25 protein-coding genes and 1 tRNA gene are annotated in these 22,905 nt (G+C 71.5%); 13 read left to right on the top strand and 13 right to left on the bottom strand.

Annotated features, from left to right (window positions below):
- Positions 1-89 precede the first annotated feature (89 nt).
- Positions 90-1,610 carry a tetratricopeptide repeat protein gene (locus tag ACFYXE_RS34190; RefSeq protein ID WP_389319333.1) on the top strand — a complete coding sequence of 507 codons (1,521 nt, stop codon included), beginning with the start codon at positions 90-92 and terminating at the stop codon, positions 1,608-1,610.
- A 50-nt stretch (positions 1,611-1,660) separates the two neighbouring features.
- On the opposite strand, the gene nthA is transcribed toward ACFYXE_RS34190, so the two are convergent.
- The 4 genes from nthA to hppD form a co-directional block, all read right to left on the bottom strand.
- Positions 1,661-2,248, bottom strand: a complete 588-nt coding sequence (nthA, locus tag ACFYXE_RS34185; protein WP_389319331.1) for a nitrile hydratase subunit alpha — start codon at positions 2,246-2,248, stop codon at positions 1,661-1,663.
- Entirely contained in the window at positions 2,245-2,523 is a 279-nt protein-coding gene (locus ACFYXE_RS34180; protein ID WP_361178003.1) for an SH3-like domain-containing protein, read from the bottom strand. The genes nthA and ACFYXE_RS34180 overlap by 4 nt, the downstream gene beginning before the upstream one ends.
- Entirely contained in the window at positions 2,516-2,797 is a 282-nt protein-coding gene (locus ACFYXE_RS34175; protein ID WP_361178000.1) for a hypothetical protein, read from the bottom strand. The genes ACFYXE_RS34180 and ACFYXE_RS34175 overlap by 8 nt, the downstream gene beginning before the upstream one ends.
- Before the next feature lie 201 nt (positions 2,798-2,998).
- A complete protein-coding gene (gene hppD, locus ACFYXE_RS34170) occupies positions 2,999-4,147 on the bottom strand; it encodes a 4-hydroxyphenylpyruvate dioxygenase (RefSeq protein ID WP_389319328.1) in 1,149 nt (382 codons plus the stop codon).
- A 121-nt stretch (positions 4,148-4,268) separates the two neighbouring features.
- Here hppD and ACFYXE_RS34165 point away from each other — a divergent pair, with 121 nt between their 5' ends.
- The 6 genes from ACFYXE_RS34165 (at position 4,269) to ACFYXE_RS34140 (ending at position 9,282) form a co-directional block, all read left to right on the top strand.
- Positions 4,269-4,739, top strand: a complete 471-nt coding sequence (locus tag ACFYXE_RS34165; RefSeq protein WP_361177996.1) for an Lrp/AsnC family transcriptional regulator — start codon at positions 4,269-4,271, stop codon at positions 4,737-4,739.
- Between the two features lie 57 nt (positions 4,740-4,796).
- Positions 4,797-5,444: an ABC transporter permease gene (locus ACFYXE_RS34160; RefSeq protein ID WP_389319390.1), complete on the top strand. Its 648-nt coding sequence runs from the start codon at positions 4,797-4,799 to the stop codon at positions 5,442-5,444.
- Complete coding sequence (locus ACFYXE_RS34155) at positions 5,437-6,723, top strand: betaine/proline/choline family ABC transporter ATP-binding protein (RefSeq protein WP_389319325.1); 1,287 nt, start codon at positions 5,437-5,439, stop codon at positions 6,721-6,723. The genes ACFYXE_RS34160 and ACFYXE_RS34155 overlap by 8 nt, the downstream gene beginning before the upstream one ends.
- A gap of 26 nt (positions 6,724-6,749) precedes the next feature.
- Entirely contained in the window at positions 6,750-7,622 is an 873-nt protein-coding gene (locus tag ACFYXE_RS34150) for an ABC transporter permease (RefSeq protein WP_389319388.1), read from the top strand.
- Complete coding sequence (locus ACFYXE_RS34145) at positions 7,619-8,587, top strand: glycine betaine ABC transporter substrate-binding protein (protein WP_389319323.1); 969 nt, start codon at positions 7,619-7,621, stop codon at positions 8,585-8,587. The genes ACFYXE_RS34150 and ACFYXE_RS34145 overlap by 4 nt, the downstream gene beginning before the upstream one ends.
- A 98-nt stretch (positions 8,588-8,685) precedes the next feature.
- Entirely contained in the window at positions 8,686-9,282 is a 597-nt protein-coding gene (locus tag ACFYXE_RS34140) for an ArsR/SmtB family transcription factor (RefSeq protein WP_389319321.1), read from the top strand.
- Positions 9,283-9,436: 154 nt separating this feature from the next.
- Here ACFYXE_RS34140 and ACFYXE_RS34135 read toward each other — a convergent pair whose 3' ends face one another.
- From ACFYXE_RS34135 to ACFYXE_RS34110, 6 genes are all read right to left on the bottom strand, one after another.
- Positions 9,437-10,237 carry a S16 family serine protease gene (locus tag ACFYXE_RS34135; protein WP_389319319.1) on the bottom strand — a complete coding sequence of 267 codons (801 nt, stop codon included), beginning with the start codon at positions 10,235-10,237 and terminating at the stop codon, positions 9,437-9,439.
- 101 nt (positions 10,238-10,338) lie between these two features.
- Positions 10,339-10,980, bottom strand: a complete 642-nt coding sequence (locus ACFYXE_RS34130; RefSeq protein ID WP_361177988.1) for a helix-turn-helix domain-containing protein — start codon at positions 10,978-10,980, stop codon at positions 10,339-10,341.
- 342 nt (positions 10,981-11,322) lie between these two features.
- Positions 11,323-13,119, bottom strand: coding sequence for a DEAD/DEAH box helicase (locus ACFYXE_RS34125; protein WP_389319316.1), 1,797 nt, complete (start codon positions 13,117-13,119; stop codon positions 11,323-11,325).
- Positions 13,120-13,310: 191 nt separating this feature from the next.
- A complete protein-coding gene (locus ACFYXE_RS34120; protein WP_389319314.1) occupies positions 13,311-14,768 on the bottom strand; it encodes an MFS transporter in 1,458 nt (485 codons plus the stop codon).
- 79 nt (positions 14,769-14,847) lie between these two features.
- Entirely contained in the window at positions 14,848-15,120 is a 273-nt protein-coding gene (locus ACFYXE_RS34115; RefSeq protein ID WP_389319312.1) for a DUF397 domain-containing protein, read from the bottom strand.
- Positions 15,117-15,968 (bottom strand): helix-turn-helix transcriptional regulator, encoded by an 852-nt coding sequence (locus tag ACFYXE_RS34110; protein WP_389319310.1) that lies wholly within the window; start codon positions 15,966-15,968, stop codon positions 15,117-15,119. The genes ACFYXE_RS34115 and ACFYXE_RS34110 overlap by 4 nt, the downstream gene beginning before the upstream one ends.
- A gap of 155 nt (positions 15,969-16,123) precedes the next feature.
- Here ACFYXE_RS34110 and ACFYXE_RS34105 point away from each other — a divergent pair, with 155 nt between their 5' ends.
- Positions 16,124-16,546, top strand: a complete 423-nt coding sequence (locus tag ACFYXE_RS34105; protein WP_389319308.1) for an ATP-binding protein — start codon at positions 16,124-16,126, stop codon at positions 16,544-16,546.
- 38 nt (positions 16,547-16,584) lie between these two features.
- Here the strand turns inward: ACFYXE_RS34105 and ACFYXE_RS34100 are convergent, their stop codons facing one another.
- Both ACFYXE_RS34100 and ACFYXE_RS34095 read right to left on the bottom strand, forming a co-directional pair.
- Positions 16,585-17,247 (bottom strand): class I SAM-dependent methyltransferase, encoded by a 663-nt coding sequence (locus ACFYXE_RS34100; RefSeq protein WP_389319306.1) that lies wholly within the window; start codon positions 17,245-17,247, stop codon positions 16,585-16,587.
- A 71-nt stretch (positions 17,248-17,318) separates the two neighbouring features.
- Entirely contained in the window at positions 17,319-17,837 is a 519-nt protein-coding gene (locus tag ACFYXE_RS34095) for a hypothetical protein (protein WP_389319304.1), read from the bottom strand.
- 235 nt (positions 17,838-18,072) lie between these two features.
- Here ACFYXE_RS34095 and ACFYXE_RS34090 point away from each other — a divergent pair, with 235 nt between their 5' ends.
- The 4 genes from ACFYXE_RS34090 to ACFYXE_RS34075 all read left to right on the top strand — a co-directional run bounded on the left by ACFYXE_RS34090 (position 18,073) and on the right by ACFYXE_RS34075 (position 20,848).
- Positions 18,073-18,825, top strand: coding sequence for a DUF6879 family protein (locus ACFYXE_RS34090; RefSeq protein WP_389319302.1), 753 nt, complete (start codon positions 18,073-18,075; stop codon positions 18,823-18,825).
- Between the two features lie 22 nt (positions 18,826-18,847).
- Positions 18,848-19,711 carry a helix-turn-helix domain-containing protein gene (locus ACFYXE_RS34085; protein WP_389319300.1) on the top strand — a complete coding sequence of 288 codons (864 nt, stop codon included), beginning with the start codon at positions 18,848-18,850 and terminating at the stop codon, positions 19,709-19,711.
- Positions 19,712-19,801: 90 nt separating this feature from the next.
- Positions 19,802-19,873, top strand: a tRNA-Cys gene (locus ACFYXE_RS34080).
- Positions 19,874-20,005: 132 nt separating this feature from the next.
- On the top strand, positions 20,006-20,848 hold the full coding sequence (locus ACFYXE_RS34075; protein ID WP_389319298.1) for a hypothetical protein: 843 nt from the start codon (positions 20,006-20,008) through the stop codon (positions 20,846-20,848).
- A gap of 3 nt (positions 20,849-20,851) precedes the next feature.
- On the opposite strand, the gene ACFYXE_RS34070 is transcribed toward ACFYXE_RS34075, so the two are convergent.
- Entirely contained in the window at positions 20,852-21,685 is an 834-nt protein-coding gene (locus ACFYXE_RS34070) for a helix-turn-helix domain-containing protein (protein ID WP_389319296.1), read from the bottom strand.
- Between the two features lie 153 nt (positions 21,686-21,838).
- On the opposite strand from ACFYXE_RS34070, the gene ACFYXE_RS34065 reads away from it, so the two are divergent.
- Entirely contained in the window at positions 21,839-22,903 is a 1,065-nt protein-coding gene (locus ACFYXE_RS34065) for an aldo/keto reductase (RefSeq protein WP_389319294.1), read from the top strand.
- Positions 22,904-22,905 lie beyond the last annotated feature (2 nt).

Genomic DNA, 22,905 nt, shown 5'->3' with positions numbered 1-22,905 from the left:
GCCTCGCACCCGGGGCCATCGGTGTGAACCCGTGTGCGACGCCCTTCCCGTGCCGGGGTGTGCTCTTCGTATTGACGCACAGTGACGTCATGAAGCCTTCGGTGAAGCGTGTGCTGATCGGCTCGGTCGCGGGGAGCGTGGTGCTCGGCGGCGTCCTCGTGCTGCTGCCCGCGGACGGCGGGGACGCGAAGCCCCCGGCGCTGGGGCCCGCCGGGCGGGCGATGGCGGCGGTGGGGGCGGGCGTGCCGGCCGCGCTGCCGGACCTGGCGGCGCTCATCGGGGAACGCGAGGCGCACCTGCGGGCGCACCCGCGCGACGAGCAGTCCTGGGCGGTGCTCGGCTCGGCGTACGTGGCGCAGGGGCTGCGGACCGCGGACGTCCGGAACTATCCGAAGGCGGAGGGCGCGCTGCGGGCCTCCCTCAAGGCGCGGCCGCAGGGCAATCCGGAGGCGCTGACGGGCCTGGCCGCGCTCGCCAACGCCCGGCACGACTACCGGGCCGCCCGCACCTGGGGCGAGCAGGCGGCGCGGCAGGCGCCGAAGCGGTGGACGGCGTATCCGGCGCTGATCGAGGCGTACAGCGGTCTGGGGGACGCCAAGGGCGTGGGCCGGGCCCTGGAGTCGCTGCAGGAGCTGGGCTCGGGCACCGCGGTGATGACGCGGACCGGGCAGGTCTACCGGGACCGCGGCTGGCGCGAGGACGCGAACGCGGCGCTGACGGACGCGGCGGCGCTGGCCGAGGCCCCGGCGGAGAAGTCCGCGGGCCTGTACCGCGTCGGGGAGCTGGCGTGGGAGCGGGGCGAGCCGGCGGAGGCGCTGCGGTACTACGACGCGGCGCTCGCCGCGGAGCCCGGGCACCATCCGTCGCTGGCGGGCCGGGGCCGCGTGCTGGCCGCGCTCGGCCGCTCCTCGGAGGCGCTGCACGCCTACCGTGCGGCGCTCACCCGGCATCCGCTGCCCGAGTACGCCCTGGAGCTGGGCGAGTTGTACGAGTCGCTGAAGCTGCGTCCGGCGGCGCAGGCGCAGTACGAGGTGCTGCGCACGCGGGTGCGCCAGGAGCGCGCGGACGGCGTCAACAACGAGCGGATCCTCGGCCTGTTCGAGGCGGACCACGGTGACGCGGACGCGGCGGTGGAGCGGCTCACCGCCGAGTACGAGCGGCACCGCAGCCCGCAGAACGCGGACGCGCTGGGCTGGGCGCTGCACCGCTCGGGCGACGGCGAGGCGGGCCTGAAGCTGGTCACGAAGGCGATGGACAAGGGCCCGCGCAGCGCCTTGTTCGCCTTCCACCGGGGTCAGATCGAGCGGGACCTCGGCCACTACGGCGCCGCGCGCCGGCACCTCGGCGAGGCGCTGCGCATCAACCCGTTCTTCTCCCCGCTGGGCGTCCCCACGGCGAAGGAGGCCCTGGAGGCCCTGGGCGAGCCGCCGGAGGGCGGCCCCGCGCAGATGTACGCCCCGCCCCCGGTCCCCCAGGGCCCACCGCCGTCGGCGCGCCGCCAGAACCTCCGCCCGGTCCAGCCCCCGCGCCTGCCGTCGGCGCAGCCCTCCGCCCGGTCCACCGCGAGCGGCTCGTCCGGCGCTCGGGGCGCCTCGCGTCAGGCGCCCTAGGGGGCGTCTCTCCGATCTTCGTGGACCCGCGCAGATCGGAGAGACGCCCCCTAGAGCGCGGCCGTGCCGATGAGGCCGTTGCGGGTGACGCGGGACGCGAGGGTGTCCTCGGGCAGGGTGTCCGTGTCCGCGGGGCGGCGGGGCAGGACCAGGTAGCGGGTCTCGGCGCTGGAGTCCCAGACGGTGATCCGGGTGGTCGCGGGCAGGTGGAGGCCGAACTCGGCGAGGACGGCGCGGGGTTCGCGCACCACGCGGGAGCGGTAGGCCTCGCTCTTGTACCAGCTCGGCGAGGGGCCGAGCAGCCGCACCGGGTAGCAGGAGCACAGCGTGCACACGACGACGTTGTGGGTGTTGGCGGTGTTCTCGACGACGCGCAGGCGCTGGGGCTGGACTCCCCCGGCGGCGTAGCCGAGTTCGGTGACGGCCGTCGTGCCGTCGGCGAGGAGCCGCTCCTTGTACGCCGGGTCGGTCCAGGCCCGCGCGACGACCCGGGCGCCGTTCAGCGGGCTCGCGCCGGCGAGGAACGCGTCCAGCATCTCGTCGAGCGCGGCGCCGACGACGATCCCGCGCTCCTCCAACAGGGTTTCCAGGCGCCGGACTTGGCGGGAGATCCGCGCGTCGGCGTGCGTACCGCTCATGGCGTGTCGTCCTCCAGATAGCTTTCCCACAGGTCGAGCACGACGTCGTGGTCGCCCTCGCCCCACAGCTCGCGTGCCGCGAACCGCACGGCGTAGACCTGCTCGACGGGCGCGTCGTCCCGCCCCTGCGCGCGGACGTCGGCGAGCGGGTGGCGGCCCTCGGGTTCGACGACGACGCCGCGCTTGCCGCGGGCGTAGCGCGGCAGGCGGGTGTGGTGGGGCGGGTCGCGGTGGACGGTGCGGACGCGGGCGCCGGGCGCGTAGCGGTCAGACATCGAGCGCGCCGGGTTCGAGCACGCCCTTGCGTTCGAGGAGGGTGCGGATGGCGTGGAACCAGCGCTCGTAGTACGAGGCGGCGAGGTACGCGGAGGGCTCCATCGTCTCGATGGCGTCCCTGAACTCGTCGAGGTGGTAGACGCCTTCGCGCACCAGGGCGCTGTTCAGCGCGAAGACGCGCGCTTCCCAGTCGGCGCGGAAGGGCTCGGTGTCGTCCCCGGTGTCGAGCGCCCCGAACCCCTGCATGCCCCCGACATCATTGATCCTGGCCATGCGGGCACCCTAGCCCGCCGCCGCCACGAAGACGCCGGGCAGGCGACAAGCACCTGCCCGGCGATGAAGGAGGGGCGCTTCGAGCCCGTCCGGCGTGCGGGGGCGAGCCCTTCGAGCCCGTCCGGCGTGCGGCGGGGGCGAGCCCTTCGAGCCCGTCCGGCGTGCGAGGACGAGCAGGGCGCGGCCCGCGGCAGACGCCGCCTAGAGGTTCCCTCGCTTCTCCTGCTCCCGCTCGATCGCCTCGAAGAGCGCCTTGAAGTTGCCCTTGCCGAAGCCCATCGACCCGTGCCGCTCGATCATCTCGAAGAAGACGGTCGGCCGGTCCTGGACCGGCTTGGTGAAGATCTGCAGGAGGTAGCCGTCCTCGTCGCGGTCGACGAGGATCTTCAGCTCGCGCAGGGTCTCGACCGGCACCCGGGTCTCACCGGCCCACTCGCCCAGCGTGTCGTAGTACGAGTCGGGCGTGTCGAGGAACTGCACGCCCGCCGCGCGCATCGTGCGCACGGACTCGACGATGTCGTTCGTGGCGAGCGCGATGTGCTGGACGCCGGCGCCGCCGTAGAACTCCAGGTACTCGTCGATCTGCGACTTCTTCTTGGCGATGGCGGGCTCGTTGATCGGGAACTTGACCTTCAGCGTCCCGTCGGCCACCACCTTCGACATCAGCGCGCTGTACTCGGTCGCGATGTCGTCGCCCACGAACTCCTTCATGTTCGTGAAGCCCATGACCTTGTTGTAGAAGCCGACCCACTCGTTCATCTTGCCGAGCTCGACGTTGCCGACGCAGTGGTCGATCGCCTGGAAGGTGCGCTTGGCGGGCGGCTCGACGATCGGGTTCGCGGCCACGAAACCGGGCAGGTACGGCCCGTCGTAGTCGGTGCGCTCGACCAGGGTGTGGCGGGTCTTGCCGTAGGTGGCGATGGCGGCGAGGACCACCGTGCCGTTCTCGTCCTTGACCTCGTAGGGCTCGGTGATGCCGCGGGCGCCGTGCTCGACGGCGTAGGCGTACGCGGCCCGGGCGTCCGGGACCTCGATGGCGAGGTCGACGACGCCGTCGCCGTGCTCGGCCACGTGGGAGGAGAGGAAGTGACCCCAGTCCGTGGAGGGCTTGACGACGGAGGTGAGGACGAAGCGCGCACCGCCGTTCGTGAGCACGTAACTCGCGGTCTCGCGGCTGCCGTTCTCCGGTCCGGAGTAGGCGACCAGCTTCATGCCGAACGCCGTGGAGTAGTAGTGCGCCGCCTGCTTGGCGTTGCCCACGGCGAACACGACCGCGTCCATTCCCTTGACCGGGAAGGGGTCGGCCTCGCGCGCGGTGTCAGGGGTGGTGTGGGTGGTGGTCTCAGTCATGACTTGAGGCTCCCGCCGAACCACAAGGTGCGCAATAGTTCGCGTTTTCAGTGGTCAATGTGCACAGCCACTGGCCAGGATGGGCAGGCTATCTGTACATCATGACCATCACGGAGGCGTCATGGCGATCGATCATCTGGACGGCAGGCTCATCGTGCTCCTGGCGCGTGAGCCGCGCATCGGGGTCCTGGAGGCCTCCCGCAGGCTCGGGGTCGCCCGGGGCACGGTGCAGGCACGGATGGACCGGCTTCAGTCCAATGGAGTCATCCGCGGCTTCGGTCCGGAGGTCGATCCGGCGGCGCTCGGCTATCCCGTCACGGCCTTCGCGACCCTGGAGATCAAACAGGGCCAGGGAGCGGACGTACGGGCGCATTTGGACACCGTGGCCGAGGTGCTTGAACTGCATACCATCACCGGTCACGGCGATATGCTCTGCCGCCTCGTGGCCCGGTCGAACGCGGATCTCCAACGTGTGATCGACCGGGTCGTGGGCTTTGATGGCATCGTCCGGGCTTCCACGGCGATCGTCATGGAAAACCCCGTTCCGCTGCGGATCATCCCGCTGGTGGAGCAGGCGTCCGAAGATCCCTGAGTCACCCCGAGTCACCGACTTCGTGAGTACCTCCGGAAGGGCGAGGTGAGCACTTCAGTGAATTTCTGGGACTACCTCGGCAACCGCCACCAGCAACTGCTGACGGACGCGTACCAGCACGCGAGCGCCGTCTTCCAGTGCATGGTCGTCGCCACCGTCATCGGCGTACTGATCGGCGTCTTCACCTATCGCAGCGAATGGGCGGGCAATCTCGCCACGACCACCACGTCCACCATCCTCACCATCCCGTCCCTGGCCATGATCGGCCTGCTGATCCCGGTCGTGGGGCTCGGCGTCGCGCCGACCGTCATCGCACTGACCCTGTACGGGCTGCTCCCGATCGTGCGCAACGCCATCGTGGGCCTGCGCGGCGTCGACCCCTCGCTGGTCGACGCGGCCAAGGGCATCGGGATGTCCCGCATGGCCCGGCTCTTCCGGGTGGAGCTGCCCATCGCGTGGCCGCCGATCCTGACCGGCATCCGGGTCTCCACGCAGATGCTGATGGGCATCGCCGCCATCGCCGCGTACGCCTCCGGGCCCGGCCTCGGCAACGAGATCTTCCGCGGCATCGGCTCGCTGGGCAGCAAGAACGCCCTCAACCAGGTGCTCGCGGGCACCCTCGGCATCATCGTCCTTGCCCTGCTCTTCGACGCCGCGTACGTCCTGATCGGCCGGCTGACCATCCCGAGGGGGATCCGTGTCTGAGACCACCGCCAGCGAGAGCACGAGGGACGAGGGCGCCGGGCGGGCCGCCACCACCACCTCGGGCGCCACGATCGAGCTGGAGAACCTCACCAAGCGCTACCCGGGCAGCAGCGACCCGGCCGTGGACAGCGTGAACATGGAGATCAAGGCGGGTGAGATCGTCATCTTCGTCGGCCCCTCGGGCTGCGGGAAGTCGACCACCCTGAAGATGATCAACCGGCTGATCGAGCCGACCAGCGGCCGCATCCGCATCAACGGCGAGGACGTCACCGACATCGACCCGGTGAAGCTGCGCCGCAAGGTCGGCTACGCGATCCAGTCCTCCGGGCTCTTCCCGCACATGACCGTCGCGCAGAACATCGCGCTGGTGCCCAGGATGGTCGGCTGGGGCAAGTCGCGGATCAAGTCCCGGGTCGAGGAGATGCTCGACCTGGTCGGGCTCGACCCCGCCGAGTTCCACGGCCGCTACCCGCGCCAGCTCTCCGGCGGCCAGCAGCAGCGCGTCGGCGTGGCACGCGCGCTGGCCGCCGACCCGCCCGTGCTGCTGATGGACGAGCCGTTCGGCGCGGTCGACCCGATCACCCGCGACCACCTCCAGGACGAGCTGATCCGCCTCCAGCACGAGCTGCACAAGACGATCGTCTTCGTCACGCACGACTTCGACGAGGCCATCAAGCTCGGCGACCGCATCGCCGTCCTGCGCGAGCGCTCGCACATCGCCCAGTTCGACACCCCCGAGGCGATCCTCACCAATCCCGCGGACGACTTCGTCTCGGGTTTCGTGGGCGCGGGCGCGGCCCTGAAGCGGCTCAACCTCACCCGCGTACGGGACGTGGAGATCGCCGACATCCCGACGGTGACCGTCGACGACCCGCTGCAGGACATCTTCGACAAGCTGCGCGGCGGCACCACCAACGAACTGCTCCTGCTGGACAAGCGCGGGCGCCCCTACAAGTGGCTGCGGCGCGGCGACCTGATGCGCGCCAAGGGATCGCTGGCCCGCGCGGGCACGCTCGTGCACGACACGGTGACCCGGGACGCCACCCTGCGCGACGCGCTGGAGGCGGTCCTCACCGACAACGCGGGCCGGGTCGCGGTGACCGGGCGGCGCGGCGAGTACACCGGCGTCGTCGACATGGAGACGCTGATGAACTCCGTCCACGAGATGCTGGAGGCCGACCGCCTGGAGGCGGTGGAGCACCAGCACGAACTGGAGGAGCAGCGCTCGCAGTTGACCCGTTTCGAGCAGGAGGGTGACGGCGGGGAGGCGAAGGCGTGAGCGGCGACGCCGGGGGCACCCCCCGGATCCCGGACCGCAGGCCCTCCCCCAAGGAGCCGTCCCGCCCCGAGGGCGAGCACGAGGTCAAGGGGCTGGCCTTCCGTGACGCGGGCGAGGGCGAGCAGGAGGCGCCGGTGCCGCCGCCGGTCCGCAAGCAGCCGCCGAAGGTGACCTGGCAGAAGCTGACGTTCCTGCCCGCCGTGCTGGCCGTGATCCTGCTGGCGACCTGGTGGTGGTTCCACGAGGCCGACCTGGACTCGATCTCCCGGAACGCGCTGGCCAACGGCAACGTCTGGCTGCGACTGCGCCAGCACATCCAGCTGACCGCGATCTCGACGTTCTTCGTCCTGATCATCGCGATCCCGCTGGGGATCCTGCTGACCCGCAGGCGGCTGCGCAAGGGCGCGCCGGCCGCGATGGCGCTGGCCAACATCGGCCAGGCGACCCCCGCGATCGGCCTGCTGGCGCTGCTGGTGATCTGGATCGGCATCGGCGAGAAGGCGGCCCTGATCGGCATCATCATCTACGCGGTGCTGCCGGTCCTGTCCAACACGATCGCGGGCCTGAAGGCGAACGACCCGACCCTCCTGGAGGCGGCGCGCGGCATCGGCATGTCGCCGCTGGGCGTGCTCGGCAAGGTCGAACTCCCGCTGGCCGTACCGCTGATCCTCGCGGGCGTGCGCACGGCCCTGGTCCTCAATGTCGGCACGGCGACGCTCGCCACGTTCGGCGGCGGCGGCGGGCTCGGCGACCTGATCACGACGGGGATGACCAACCAGCGCATGCCGGTCCTGATGCTCGGCTCGATCCTGACGATCGCGCTCGCGCTCCTGGTGGACTGGCTGGCTTCGCTGGCCGAACTGCTCCTGCGCCCGCGCGGGCTGGAGGTGGAGTCATGAGGGTCTCACCGCGCACGGCCCTGGTGGCCGTACTGGGCGGAGCGCTGCTCGCCGGGTGCGGGCTCACCAGCGGCAGCCCGATGGTGGACGACGTCAAGCCGGGCTCCATCGGCAAGGGGCTGCCCCTGAAGGGCGCCGATCTGACCGTCACGTCCAAGGAGTTCACCGAGCAGCTGATCCTCGGCGCGATCATGGGCATCGCGTTCGAGGCGGCGGGCGCGGACGTCCTCGACCGGACCGGCATCCAGGGTTCCATCGGGGCCCGGGAGGCCGTCAAGGGCGGTGACGCGGACGCCATGTACGAGTACACGGGCACCGCCTGGATCACCTACCAGGGCAACACCAAGCCGATCACCGATCCGCAGAAGCAGTGGCAGGCGGTGCGCGACGCCGACCGGAAGAACGGCGTCACCTGGCTGACCCCGGCGACGCTCAACAACACCTACGCGCTGGCGATCAACAAGAAGAACGCGGCGAAGTACCGGACCAAGACGCTCTCGGACGTGGCGAAACTGGCCAAGTCCGACCCGAAGGCGGTGTCGCTGTGCGTGGAGAGCGAGTTCGCCTCCCGCGAGGACGGCCTGCCGGGCATGCAGAAGGCGTACGGGATGAGCATCCCCTCGTCCAGCATCACCAAGATGGACACCGGGATCATCTACACGCAGGCGTCGAAGGGGACGTGCACCTACGGCGAGGTCTTCACGACCGACGGCCGCATCAAGGCGATGGACCTGACGACGATGGAGGACGACAAGCACTTCTTCCCCAACTACAACGCGGCTCCCGAGGTCAACACGGAGTCCCTGAAGAAGTTCCCGGCGATCGCCGAGGTCCTGGCCCCCATCACGAAGAAGCTGAACAACACGGTGGCCCGCGACCTCAACTCCAAGGTGGACGTGGAGGGTCAGGACCCCCACGAGGTGGCCCTGGACTGGCTCCTCCAGGAGGGCTTCGTCACGGAGTGACCCCCGGCCACCGGGCGCCGTCCGGAAAGTGACGCTCCAAAGACTCCGTTGCAAAGAAACCGTTGCAACGGAGTCTTTGCATCCCTACGCTGAGCGGCATGACGCACGAGCCGCTGCCCACGATCCGCCGTCTCGACGCCCGCTCCCTGCGCGGGCTCGCCCACCCGCTGCGCATGCGGCTGCTCTCCTCGCTGCGCCTGGACGGCCCGGCGACCGCGTCCCAACTGGCCGCCCGGCTTGGCGAGTCGAGCGGCGCGACCAGCTACCACCTGCGCCAGCTCGCGGAGTACGGGTTCGTCGAGGACGACCCCGGGCGGGGCAAGGGGCGGGAGCGCTGGTGGCGGTCGGTGCACCAGCGCACCATGACCGACGAGCACCTTCTGCTGGCCCAGGACCCGGAGGTGCGCGGCGCGCTCAGCACCCTCCTGCACGAGTACGCGACGCAGCGCGCGCAGGAGGTGTCCACCTGGATCGCCACGCGGCACGAGTGGTCGCGCGAGTGGGTCGAGGCCGCGGACACCAGCGACTACACCCTGGACCTGTCCCCCGCGCTCGCCGCCGAACTGAGCCACAGGGTCCGCGAACTGGTCGAGAGCTACCGCGCGGCGGCACCGCAGGACGGCACCCCGGACGCGGCCAAGGTGCGCGTCCACTCCCACATCTTCCCGGTCCGGCCGCGGACCGACGACAGCTGAGTCCGAGAGGGGCCCACCATGCACCCCGACATCCACCTGATGCTGCACGAGACGCGCGCCGGGGAGTTACGGCGCGCGGCACCCGAACGCCCGCACCGGGCACTGCTGCGCGCCCGCCTCGGCTGGACGCTGGTGGAGCTGGGCCTGCGCCTGGTCAGCAGCTCGGGACCTGCGCGCCCTTCTCCAGGGCCCGCAACGAATCGACCGTGCCCTTCAGCGTGGTGACGGGGATCAGCCGCAGGCCCTTCGGCAGCTCCGCCTCGGCGTCCGCGCACTCGTCCTTCGGTACGAGGAAGACGGTCGCGCCGTCCCGCCGCGCGGCCTGCGTCTTCATGGAGACCCCGCCGACCGGGCCGACCTCGCCGTCGGCCGTGATGGTGCCGGTGCCCGCGATCGTACGGCCGCCGGTCAGGTCGCCGCCGCTGCCGTCGCCGTCCAGCTTGTCGATGATGCCGAGCGACAGGAAGAGGCCTGCGCTCGGGCCGCCGATCCTGCCGAGGTCGGCCCGCACGTCCGCCTTGTCGGTGTCCTCTACGCCGTTCGCCTTCAGATAGGCCAGCGCCGCCTTCGTGGCGTCGTCCTGGGACTTCCGCATGTCGCCGAGATTGTGCTTCTCGACTTCCTTCACGTCGTCGCCGACGGGGTAGACCGAGTCCTTCGGCATCACCGCGCGGTCCGTACGGAACCACCCGCCGATCACGTCACCCAGATACACGTCCGTCTGCGGCCCGGTGGCCACGATGGTCGTCATCCGCAGCTCGCCGTCGGTCTTTCGGGTCGGCACACCGCTGACCGTGAGCACGGGCTTGCCCTCGTGGTCCCCGAGCACGTCCGAGGTACTGCCGGGCTGCGCCACGGCGAACGGCAACGGCGCGAACCCCGCGACGGCGAGCAGAGCCACCACGGGCAGAGCGCAGACGGCGAGGGCCTGGGGGCGCGTGAGACGAGAGAACACGGGCCCAATCTAACGTGTACGCGCCCCCACCCTGCGGGCACCGTGATCGCCGGCTGCGCCTGGCTCGTCCTCAGACGCCGGACGGGCTGAGATCCCCTGCCTCAGCGCAGCGCGTCGGCGACCTCGCGCGCCGCGTCCACCACCCGCGGTCCCACCCGCTCCGGCACCGCGTCCGCGAGCATCACGACGCCGACGCTGCCCTCCAGGCCGGTCACGCCGACCAGCGGTGCCGCCGCCCCGCTCGCCCCGGCCTCCAGCTCGCCGTGGGTGAGGGCGTAGCCGGGGTCGGTGACCAGGCCCTGGCGGGCGGCGAGGATCGCGCGGCCCGCGGCGCCGCGGTCCAGGGGGTGCCGGAAGCCGGTGCGGTAGGCGACGTGGTAGTCCGTCCAGGTGGGCTCGACCACCGCGACCGCGAGGGCCTCCGAGCCGTCGACGAGCGTGAGGTGCGCCGTCGCCCCTATGTCCTCGGCCAGCGAGCGCAGCGCCGGCAGCGCGGCCTCCCGTACCAGCGGGTGCACCTGGCGGCCCAGGCGCAGCACGCCGAGCCCGACCCGCGCCCGGCCGCCCAGGTCGCGCCGGACGAGGGCGTGCTGTTCGAGGGTGGCGAGCAGGCGGTAGACCACGGTGCGGTTCACGCCGAGCTTGGTGGAGAGCTCGGTGACCGTCAGGCCATGGTCGGTGTCGGCCAGCAGCTTGAGGACGCGCAGTCCTCTGTCGAGCGTCTGGGAAGTCTCCGCGGTCACGACGCCCACTCCTTAGGTGAGGGTCGGCGGTCCCCTGACGCGGCGGTTGCGCCGCCGGTCCCGTGGGCGACGCGCGTCAGAGGCCGCCGGTCGGCAACACCGGCTGCGCTCCGCGGCGGCGCTGCCACGGGGCGTGTACGTAGCGGGGACAGTAGCGAGGCCGTCCCGCTCAGCGGAAGACTTCGTCCAGAATCCGGGCACCGGGACGCCCCTAGCGCCCCCCATTGCCCCGTTACGCGGCGGGCGCACGGGCAGCCCCGCGCACCACCTCCGCACACGACCTCCGCACTCGGAACACCCCGCTCCCCACCTGCGGGGCCCGCCCGGCGGGCCCCGGCGGGGTCACTTCATGCGGGTGGCCCACTCCTGGACCTTCTCGATGCGCTGGCGCAGCTGCCCGGCCGTGGCCTCCGCGCTCGGCGGCCCGCCGCAGGTGCGCCGCAGCTCGGTGTGGATCACGCCGTGCGGCTTCCCGCTCTGGTGGACGTACGCGCCGACCATCGTGTTGAGCTGCTTGCGCAGCCCGAGGAGCTCCTTGTGGGAGACGACGGGCCGCCGCTCGGCGGGCAGCTCCAGGAGGTCCGCCTCCTCGTCCGGCTTCTTCCTGCTGTGCGCGATCTGCCGGGCCTGCCGCTTCTGCAGCAGCATCTGCACCTGGTCGGGTTCCAGGAGCCCGGGGATGCCCAGGTAGTCCTGCTCCTCCTCGCTGCCCGGGTGCGCCTGCATGCCGAACTCGGCGCCGTCGAACAGCACCCGGTCGAAGACGGCCTCGGACTCCAGGGCCTCGAAGGAGAACTGTTCCTGCTCGCCGGTGTCCTCGTCCTGTTCCTTGTTCGCCTCGTCCATCTCGGCCTCGGACTCGGCGTAGGGGTCCTCCTCGCCGTCCTTCTTCGGCTTGTCGAGCACGTGGTCGCGCTCGACCTCCATCTCGTTGGCGAAGCCGAGCAGGTCGGGGACGGTGGGCAGGAAGACGGACGCGGTCTCGCCGCGCCGCCTGGACCGCACGAACCGGCCGACGGCCTGCGCGAAGAACAGCGGCGTCGAGATGGTCGTGGCGTACACGCCGACCGCGAGGCGCGGCACGTCGACGCCCTCGGACACCATGCGGACCGCGACCATCCACCGGTCGGTACTGGCGCTGAAGTCGTCGATCCGCTTGGACGCGCCGGTGTCGTCGGAGAGGACGACGGTCGCCTTGCTGCCGGTGATCTCGCGGATCAGCTTGGCGTAGGCGCGCGCGGAGTCCTGGTCGGAGGCGATGACGAGGCCGCCCGCGTCGGGGATGGCCTTCCTGACCTCGCTGAGCCGCTTGTCGGCGGCCTTGAGGACGTTGGGCATCCACTCGCCGCGCGCGTCGAGCGCGGTGCGCCAGGCCTGCGAGACGGCGTCCTTGGTCATCGGCTCGCCGAGCCGCGCGGCGATCTCGTCACCGGCCTTGGTGCGCCAGCGCATGTTGCCGGAGTACGAGAGGAAGATGACGGGCCGCACGACGCCGTCGCCGAGCGCGCTGCCGTAGCCGTACGTGTAGTCGGCGGAGGAGCGCCGGATGCCGTCCCTGCCCTCCTCGTACTGCACGAAGGGGATCGGGTTCGTGTCGGACCGGAAGGGCGTTCCGGTCAGCGCCAGCCGCCGCGTCGCGGGCTCGAACGCCTCCAGGCACGCCTCGCCCCAGGACTTCGAGTCACCGGCGTGGTGGATCTCGTCGAGGATCACCAGGGTCTTGCGCTGCTCGGAGCGGTTGCGGTGCAGCATCGGGCGCACGCCGACGCCCGCGTACGTCACGGCGACGCCGTGGTACTCCTTGCTGAGCGGTCCCGCGCTGTACTCGGGGTCCAGCTTGATGCCTATCCGGGCCGCGGCCTCGGCCCACTGCTTCTTCAGGTGCTCGGTGGGGGCGACCACGGTGACCTGCTGGACGACGTGGTGGTGCAGCAGCCAGGACGCGAGGGTGAGCGCGAACGTCGTCTTGCCGGCGCCGGGGGTGGCGACGGCGAGGAAGTCCCGCGGCTGCTCCTGGATGTACCTGTCCATCGCCCCCTGCTGCCAGGCACGCAGCTTGTTGGCGGTGCCCCAGGGGGCACGGCCGGGGAAGGCGGGAGAGAGGTGGTGGGAATTGGCGGCGGCGCTGGTGGTAGTCACGGTCTCCGTTTGAAGGGTAGGGCCGCGCGTAGCGCGTCGAACAGGGCAGTGGTGGGAGACGGGCGGGCGGTCGGTCGGCGGCACGTATGACAACCGGGCCACCTTACCGGTGATGCGTCCACGGACACCTGAGCGGCGGGCGGCGCCGGAGGCGGGTGCGACGGGTCTCACACCCGCCGGACATCCGCGCCTCAGACGGTACGTTCCTTCAGCCGCGTCCCCACCCACGCCCCCACCAGGGCGACCGCCGCCATCGGCAGGAAGACGGCCACGAAGGCGCCCGGATGGGACCCGGCGGCCTCCCCCGCCCCGTGCGCGGCGCCCGCCGTGCCGCCGCCGAGCGCGGCGAACGCGGCGCCGCCCACGGCCAGCAGCAGGACGTTCGAGAGGCCGTCGGAGATCTGCAGCGCGGCCGAGTTCGACCCGGCGTCGGCGGGCGGCGAGAGCCGCAGCAGGAGCACGCTGGTCGAGGCGATCACCATGCCCATCCCGAAGCAGCCGAAGCCCCACGCGACCCCGACGATCCACACCGGGACGGCCTCGATGAGGACGGTGGGCGCGGTCAGGATCGCCGCCGACACGAGCACCATGCCGAGGGCGACGAGCCGCGACCGGTGGGGCTCCATGCGGGGCCGCGACTGGACGTACGACCCGAGCGCCCAGGTCGCGCCGCCCACGGCGAGCGAGAGCCCGGCCATGGTGGGGCTCAGCCCGCGCTGGCTGACGAGCATCAGCGGCACGAAGGACTCGGCCGCGATGAACGAGCCCGCCGCGACCCCGCGCAGCAGCACCACGGAGGGCAGCCCGCGGGCGGCCCGGTAGGTGCCCCTGGGCAGCAGCCCGAGCACGGCGGGCACCAGGACCGCCGCGCCGGCCGCGGCGGGCAGCAGCGAGAGCCACCGCAGGTCCTGGCCCGCGTACTGGAGCAGCCCCGCGCCCAGCGAGATCCCGAGCGCCAGCCGGATCCGCCGCCGGTCGAAGGCGGCGACGGGCGCGTCCGGGTCGACCGGGCCCGACGCGGTGCGGCGTATCGCGGGCAGCGCGAGGGCGAGCGGCGCGGCCACGAGGACGGGGATGCCGACGAACACCCAGCGCCAGCCGAGGTGCTCGGTAACCGTCCCCGCCACGAGCGGGCCCACCACGGACGGCACGACCCAGCTCGCCGCGAACGCCGCCATGATCGAGGGCCTGAGGTGTTCCGGGTAGGCCCGGCTGACGATCACGTACAGCGCGACGATGACCAGCCCGCCGCCGAGCCCCTGCACGGCCCGCCCCGCGATGAACAGCCACATCGACCCGGCGGTCCCGCTCAGCAGCAGCCCCGCCGCGAACAGCGAGATCCCGGTGGCCAGCGGCCCCAGCGGCCCGCGCCGGTCCGCCCACTGCCCGCTCAGCACCATGCCGAAGAGGCTGGTCGTGAAGTACCCGGAGAACGCGAAGGCGTACAGCGACACCCCGTGCAGCTCCCGCGCGGCCACGGGCATCGCCGTCCCGACGGCGGTCGCCTCGAAGGCGATCAGCAGCACGACGGACACGATGCCGATGCTCAGGGCGCGGTACGGCTTCCCCAGGACGCCGGTTCCTGTGCCGGTGCCCTGCGGGCTGCCGGGCGGGGCTGCGGGGTCGGCGGCGACGCCAGTGTCGGTCATGCACGCCAGAGTAAGAGGCGTCGGGCGGTATGACCCCTGTCCGGGGTCGGGATCTTGCTGGTCCCTTGGTCGTACGACTTCAGCGCCCCGACCAGCCCGTGAGGAACGCGGACCAGGCGGCGGGGGTGAGGGTGAGGTGGGGCGAGCGGGGGGTCTTGGAGTCACGGACATGAACCGTGCGGGGCGTTGAAGCTACCTCTACGCAGTCCTCGCCGTTGCTGCTGTCGCTGTAGCTGCTCTTGAACCACTTCAGGGCGACCTCGACGCATTCGTTGCTGTTACTGCTGTCGCTGTAGCTGCTCTTGAACCACTCCAGCCCCGAGACGTCTCCGGTGGAGGCCTTGCCGATCATGTTTCTCCCAGCGCTCGCTCGATGACGTCCCGCGACTCCCGGGGCGTGAGAGCCTGGCCCCGGATGATGCCGAACCGCAGTTCGAGAATACGGATCTGTTTGGGGTCGGACACGGGGCGACCTGCAAACTCGTCGTCCGTCCGTCCCATCGCGGTTCCGTCCTCGAACTTCAGCACCTGGATACGTCCACCCGTCCCGGCGTGACCGCCATAGGCGGTCGGCATCACCTGAATCTCGACGTTGCGCAACTCTCCTACCTCCAGCAGGCGTTCGAGTTGCCGTCGCAAGACCATTGTCCCTCCGATCGGCCGTTGGAGCGTCACCTCTTCCTGGACGAAGCTGAACTCCGGCGCAGGTGAGCGCTCGAAGACCGACCGCCGCGCCATCCTCGCCGCCACGAGGTGCTCCAACGCCTCGTCCGCGTAGGCCGGTCGACGCGTTCCGAGCAGAGCTCGGGCGTACTCCTCCGTCTGGAGCAGCCCGTGGATGTTGTGGTTGCTGTACATGCCCAACTCCACCGCCTGCGCCTCCAACCTCGCCAGATCCCGAACCTTCTTCGGATACCGCGCCTCCCGCATCTCCTTCTTCATGGCCGAGACGAGGCCCCCCGCACCCAGCACCTCGTCCACCCTGTCCAGGTACTCGGGGCGGGGGATGCGCGCCCCGCGCTCGATCTTGCGGATCAGGTCCTCCCCGTAGCCGATCGCCTCGCCGAACTCGGCGACCCGCAGGCCCGCGGCCTCGCGCCGGAGTTTCAGGTGCTGGCCGACCATCTCGACGACCGCGCTGATCTCGTCCTCGGGGTCGACGTCCCAACCGGGTTCGTCCACACCGTCGTTGCGTTCCACCACGCCCACCTCCGACGTACCGTCCAGGCCCGACGCGCACGTACCCGGGCGGTGTCCGGGACAGCCGGGACAAGCCGGGACAACGGCCGGACAGACGCGGTACGCGCCGCCGGGTCCGCTGTCCACGGTACGCACGTGCGGCCACGCTGAGTGACATGAATCAAGAATCCACGCGGGCGCCGCACCCGGCTCCGGTACGGCAGTTCGCGGTCCTGTTGTCGGCGACCCGCAGGGGGGCGCGGCTGGCGCGGCTGCTGACGCGGGAGCAACTGCACAGCTGGGGACGCCCGTTCGAGTCGGCGGAGCAGATCGTCGCGGAGCTGGCGAACAACGCCGTGCTGCACGGGCACGTGCCGGGGCGGAGTTTCCGGCTGGCGCTGACGATCGGCGGGACGGACACGCTGCGTATCGAGGTGACGGACGCGCGGGCGGAACGGACGCCGCACCCGCGGGCGCCCGCGCCGGACGCGGAGTCGGGGCGGGGCCTGCTGCTGGTGGCGGCGTACGCCGACCGGTGGGGGACGGACACGGCAAGTCCGCCGGGCAAGACGGTGTGGGCGGAGCTGGACGGGCGGTGACGGAGGGGGCGACTCGTCGGTGCGGCGGCGGGCACTGTTCAGGGAGACGCCGCTCGCGCCCGTGCGATCAGCGTCCCGATGTGGCCCGCCTCGGGCGCCGCGACGATCCACGTCTCGACATCGGTGAAGCCGGCCCGGACGAGCAACCGTTCCCACACGGCGGGCTTGTAGCTGTAGCGGTAGGTGAACATGGCCTTACCGGCGAACCCGCCCTTGTACATGCCCTGCGGTCCGTAGGCACCGGGGATGGCGGGCGGCTGGCTGAAGACGAACGTCCCGCCGGGAGCGAGACGCCTACGCACCAGCGGGAACAGCCTGCCCGGGTCGGTGAACCAGGCCGCACCGAAGATCGAGAAGACGGCGTCGTAGGTGTCGGCGCCCCCGCGCAGGAAGTCGAGCACCTCGCAGCAGTCGAACTCCGCCCCTGTATCCGCCCATCGCTCCCGCGTCATCCCGACCATGACTGGCGAGAGGTCGACGCCGCGGGCCTTCACCCCGCACCGCGCCAGATACGCCGCCGCGCGCCCGGTACCGCATCCGATCTCCAGCGCGCTGGACGGCTCCCCCAGCAGTTCCGGGCCCGGGCCGTGCCCCGCATACTGCGTCCAGTTGAACGTCGGTTCCGGATCGCCCTTGAACGCGGACTCCGCGTAGGCGTTCCAGAGCTCGGTCTCGGCGGCGATGTCGTGCGGTACGGGCACGGGTCCAGTTCCCTTGTCGTCGGTCGTGGGGCCGCCCCCGCGCGGGGCACGGGGCGGCGTATCGGCGCGGTTCAGTGGCTGTCGGGGACCTTGTCGTCGCACGGGGAACAGTTGGCGCCGTCCACGGTCCACAGTTCGTCGCTTGGATCGAAGCCCTGGCCCCGGATCACTTCGGCGGTACGGAGCACGAGGCCGTCGGCCCGGCGCCGGACCAGTGGGGCGTGGTGCTTGTAACCGCCGCCCCGCCTGCCGTTGTAGAGATCGCAGAACGCGAAATACACCGGGCTGTCGAGGATGATCTGATGCACTCCCATGTCCACGAGCCTGCCGACGCCGATGTGCAGGTCCGGCCGCTCCATCGCGGTGATCAGATACATCACGGCGTTGCCCAGGATCTCCTCTGCCCAGGAAGGGGCCAGCATGTTGTCGCGCACGAGCAGCGCCACTTCACGGTCCCACAGATCGCCCCCGCCGCCGGGCGCGTCGAAGACGTTGTAGGTGCATTCCTTCACGTAGGGGCGCACCGCGGTCAGCAGTGCACGCGGATCCCGGTACCGCGTTGCAGTCCGGCTCACGGCCCATGAGGTCATCGGCGCCACCTCTCTCGTGGACGGGACAAGACGTCTTCACGCTCGGCGTGTGCTGCCTCGGTCATGAACCGGACGCTAGAGAAACGGTGTTCGCGCGGTCTCGGCATGTTCTCGAATGTTCTCGGCCGATCGCCGGATGTTCTCCGATGATCTCGCGCCGGGGGCGGAACCCTGTGGTGTGTTCCCGCGAGCCCGGTCATCCTGGAGTGGTCGCCGTCCCCGGAAGGACCCGATCGTGACTCGACGCCTGCGCTTCACGGGCACCGACAGCAAGAACGGCGGCTGTCCCGCTCTGCACGAGGACCTGGACTCACGCGAGATCATCGTCCAGGGTCGTCCCCTGACCGACCCGAGGGACATCGCACAGCTTCGCCACTTCGGCACTGGGGACATGGCCGTTGCCGTTCCTCGGCGCCTGCTCGTCAACTGGGCCCCGAAGGAGTTGGACCGCATGCCCGAGGTGATCGGTCCGGACGAGTTCGCCCGCCTCTTCGAAACGTTCGAACACACGGCCTGGCACTTGGAGACCCGGCGCGGCTACGCGTCCGACCGGGAAGATCTCGACTACGAGACGTTCCTCGAGACCGGCCGGGTGGGCTACGACCTCGACAGCGCCTGGCTCCGGAACATCAGGAGGCAGGTGGATGCCGGGAAACGCGTCGGCAGGGTCCGCGTCGTCGACACCCCTCCGACCGAAGGCCAGCGCTTCCTTCTCGGCTATGGCGTCGCCAACGTGGCGTCAGGGGAGGAGGTCGGCTGCCTGTGGCGCGCGGACGCCCTGCGGACCGACCTTCTCGAAGAAGATTTCTGGATCTTCGACTCACGGCTCGTCGTGGTCCTCCACTTCGACCAGGCCGACGCGCTGACCGGCATGGAGCTCATCACAGACCCCGCCGAGGTGGTGCGGTACTCGATCGCACGGGACACCGCGGTGCATCACGCCACCCCTCATGCGGAGTTCACGGCACTGATGACGCCGACGGACTGATCAGGAGCGGCGGGCGCGGCCGGTGAGCACCGACTACCAGCAGGCACGGGAGGCTCTCGGGTTACGGCTCAGAGAACTCCGCACCGATCGGCCGCAGGGAAAGCTCACCGGTCCGCAACTCGCCGGCCTGCTCGGCTGGCCCCACTCCAAGATCTACAAGCTCGAGGGCGGCAGGCAGACCGCCACTCGCGAGGACCTGCGGGCACTGGCGGAGGCACTGGGACGACCCGACGCCTTCGACGAACTCTCCGCTCGTCTCGCCGGCTTCGAGTCACACATCCGTTCGTGGCGCCGACAGCTGGCGACCGGCCATCGGCCCGTACAGGACCGCTGGAACGTGGAGGTCGGCCGCACCACCGTCATCCACGCCTGGGAGGAGGCGGTCGTCCCCGGCATGCTGCAGACCGCTGACTACGCCCGGCACGTCTTCCGCCATTACGCCGCCCTCCACGGGTCGGCCGACGACACGGAGGACGCCGTCCGCGCACGGGCGCACCGGCAGGACTGGCTGACCGCGCGAGGGCACCGGTTTCGTGTGTTGATCTGGGAGGCGGCGCTGCGTTCCCTGATCTGTCCCCCGTCGGTCCTGGCCATTCAACTCGACCGGCTGGCCGGAATGATCGGGGTGGACACGGTCGAACTGGGGATCATTCCCTTCTCGGCCCCCGTGCGCACGGCGCCCGCCAACGGATTCTGGCTGCTCGACAGCAGGCTCGTCATCACGGAGGACTGGCACGCGGAGTTGTGGCTCGACGATGCCGACAGCGTGTCCCTTTACGCGAAAGTCTGGAACACGCTCCGCACCTCCGCCGTCTACGGAGCGGACGCGCACCACGTCATCAATGCCGCACGTCGGTCACTCCCGGGGCACCAGACCCGTTCATGAACGCCATATGGCAGTCCCGTTGCGCCGCCCCCTGATCCCTTGAGCCCCTGCGGACGCACGGCTACGTTCGTGGAGTCAGGTCAACGACATGGCCGTGTGCCCGAGTGGTTTAGGGGCTGGACTGCAAATCCAGTAACGCGGGTTCGATTCCCGCCACGGCCTCAGGTCGACGCGACTGCCGCGCAGCGCGAACGCACCCACCGAAGGGGTGGTCCTCACCGGACCACCCCTTTCGCGTGCCCCGTCTCAGTAAGGTGAGCGGCCGACGGCACGGGCGGAGCGCGGGGGCGCCGGGTGGAAGCTGGGGACTGCATCACGGCGGGCACCTCCGTCGTCGCGGCCGCCGCCGCCTGCACGGCGTGGTGGCAGACCCTGATCGCGCGGCGCTCCGCACGCGCGGCCGACGGCCGGGCCCGCGCCGCGCTCGCGCACGTGGCACTCGTGCAGGACCAGTTGGCGCACGAACGGGAGCTGCGGGGTCGGGCGGACTGTCCCCTCTTCGTCGTCCTGGAGACCGACGTCCACCGGTGCGGCGGCTCCCGCGAGCTGGTCCTCGTCGTGCGGCAGACCGAGGGGGCCGACCTCGCCGAGGCGCGCATCACCGTGCACGTGGACGGTGCGCCCGTCCACGTGACCGGGGCCGGCGCCGACGGCGTGGTCACCTGGCGGCACACCGCCCCCGGCGCCGACCGGACCCTGCGCATCGGGACGGCCGACCGGCACCGGGGACGGCTGGAACTGCGCGTCGACCTCGACTGCCGCGAGGAGGACGGTGAGCGCCGGTGGGCGTGCCGGGCGATCGGGTACGTCCGCGGGGACGGGCGCAGGGACGAGCCGCACCCCCCGTCCGGCGACGACGGCCACCCGCGCACGCCGGCCGGGCCGCCGGACCGGCCGCCTCCCGCCGGCAGGACACGCGTCCCGCCCCGGCCCCGCGCCTTCACGTTCACCGACGACGACCTGCCCCGCTACCCCTGGCCGCCGGACATCCCGCTGCCGCCCCTGGTCCACCCCGAGGACGCCGGCCTGCTGGCGCTGGTGCCGGTGGCGGTCAGAGGAACCCCGGGCGACCCGGCTCCGCCGCCCGCGCGCCCGGTCGGCGAGCGGAGGGACGAGGGCGACGACGACCTCTGGTAGCCGTCAGCCCGCCCGGAGCCCGTCGAGCGCCGCCTGGCTCTCCTCGTCCGCCGCCCGGTGGATCACCAGCCGCTGGTCCCGGTCGTCGAGCGGCATCAGCACCTCGAAGCGCACCGCGATCCGCCCGGCCTCGGGGTGCCGCATCACCTTGAGCCCGCGGCCGTTCACCTTGACGTCCCGTTCCTCCCAGAGGCGCGCGAACTCCTCGTCGCGCGCGCCGAACTCGGCTATGCGGGCGGCCAGTTCGCGGTCCTCCGGGTGCGCGGCCCACGCCGCGCGCAGGTGGGCGATCCCCTCGCGCACGACGCGTTCACGGTCCGCGTAGAAGTCCCGCGTCCCGGGGTGCAGCAGACACAGCCACATGAGGTTGCGCCGCTCCGGCGGCAGGGTGTCGAAGTCGAGGAGCAGCCGCGGCATCTCGGGGTTCCAGGCCAGGATGTCGTAGCGGTGGTTCAGCAGCATGGCGGGCAGCGGCGACAGGTCGGCGAGCAGCCGGACCAGCTGGGGCGCCGCTTCCGTGGCGGGCTCGTCGGCCTCGCGGGGGCGTCGGCGGGCGAGGTCGAAGAGGTAGGCGCGCTCGTCCGGCTCCAGGCGCAGCGCCTTCGAGAGCGCCTCCGCCACGTCCGCCGAGGGACGCAGCCCGCGGGCCTGCTCCAGCCGTACGACGTAGTCGACGCTGATCCCGGCCAGCTCCGCGACCTCCTCGCGGCGCAGCCCCGGGGTCCGCCGGGAGCGCTGCCGCGCGGGCAGTCCGGCGTCGGCCGGGTCGAGGCGCTCACGCCGGGCGCGCAGGAACGCGGCCAGCTCGCGGGTCGAGTCCACGGTGCGGGTCGTCACTCCCGCTCCAACGGCCGGGGTAGGACCCGCATTCCCAGGAAGGGCCCTCCCTTACGCCCGGCCCGCGGCGCTCACAGAGTGGTGCCCGACGGAAGACCACCCGCACGAGATGACCACCCGCACGAGATGATCACCCGCACAAGGAGACGCACCATGCCACTCACCCTCGACACCTACCGGCTGCTCGGCCGCTCCGGCCTGCGGGTCTCGCCCCTGGCGCTCGGCGCGGCGACCTTCGGCACCGAGTGGGGCTGGGGCGCCGGGCCGGCCGAGGCACGCGAGCTGTTCGACCGCTACGTCGAGCGCGGCGGCAACTTCATCGACACCGCGAGCACCTACACCGACGGCAGCTCCGAGCGGCTGCTCGGCGAGTTCGCCGCCGACCGCCGCGAGAGCCTGGTGCTGTCCACGAAGTACACGACGCTGCGCAGGCCCGGCGACCCCAACTCCGGCGGCAGCCACCGCAAGAACCTGTTCGCGTCGGTCGAGTCCAGCCTGCGCCGCCTGCGGACGGACTACCTGGACCTGCTCCACCTGCACGTGTGGGACTCCACGACGCCCGTCGAGGAGATCCTGCGCGGAATGGACGACCTGGTGCGCCAGGGCAAGATCCTGTACGTGGCGGTCTCCAACGTCCCCGCCTGGCAGGTGTCGCGCATGCAGGCGATCGCCGACCTGCGCGGCTGGTCGCCCCTGGTCGCGCTGCAGATCGAGTACAGCCTGATCGAGCGCACCGGGGAGCGCGACCTGATCCCGATGGCCCGCGAGCTGGGTCTCGGCGTGCTGCCGTTCTCGCCGCTGGGCGGCGGGGTGCTCACCGGCAAGTACAGCCGGGCCGACCTGACCGCGGCGGACTCCCCCACCGCTGACGGCACCCGCAGGAGCGTGACCGTCGCGGGCGGCACCCTCACCGAGCGCAACTTCGCGATCGTGGACGCCGTGAAGGAGGTCGCGGCGGAGCTCGGCCGCACGCCCGCGCAGGTCGGCCTGGCCTGGACGCTGCGGAATCCGGCCGTGACGGCACCGGTCGTCGGCGCCCGCACGCCCGCGCAGCTGGAGGACAACCTCGGCGCCCTGGAGGTCGACTTCGACGCCGGCCAGCTGGCCCGCCTCGACGCGGCGAGCGCGATCGGCCTCGGCATCCCGCACGACCTGCTGGCCGGCGACTTCGGCCGCACGCTGACCCGCGGCGACCTGACGATCGAGACCCGCCGCTGACG

Source organism: Streptomyces sp. NPDC002564, assembly GCF_042889645.1.
Classification (GTDB): Bacteria; Actinomycetota; Actinomycetes; order Streptomycetales; family Streptomycetaceae; genus Streptomyces.
The sequence above is the reverse complement of the archived record's forward strand: the minus strand, read 5'-3'. Positions and strand labels throughout refer to the sequence as shown.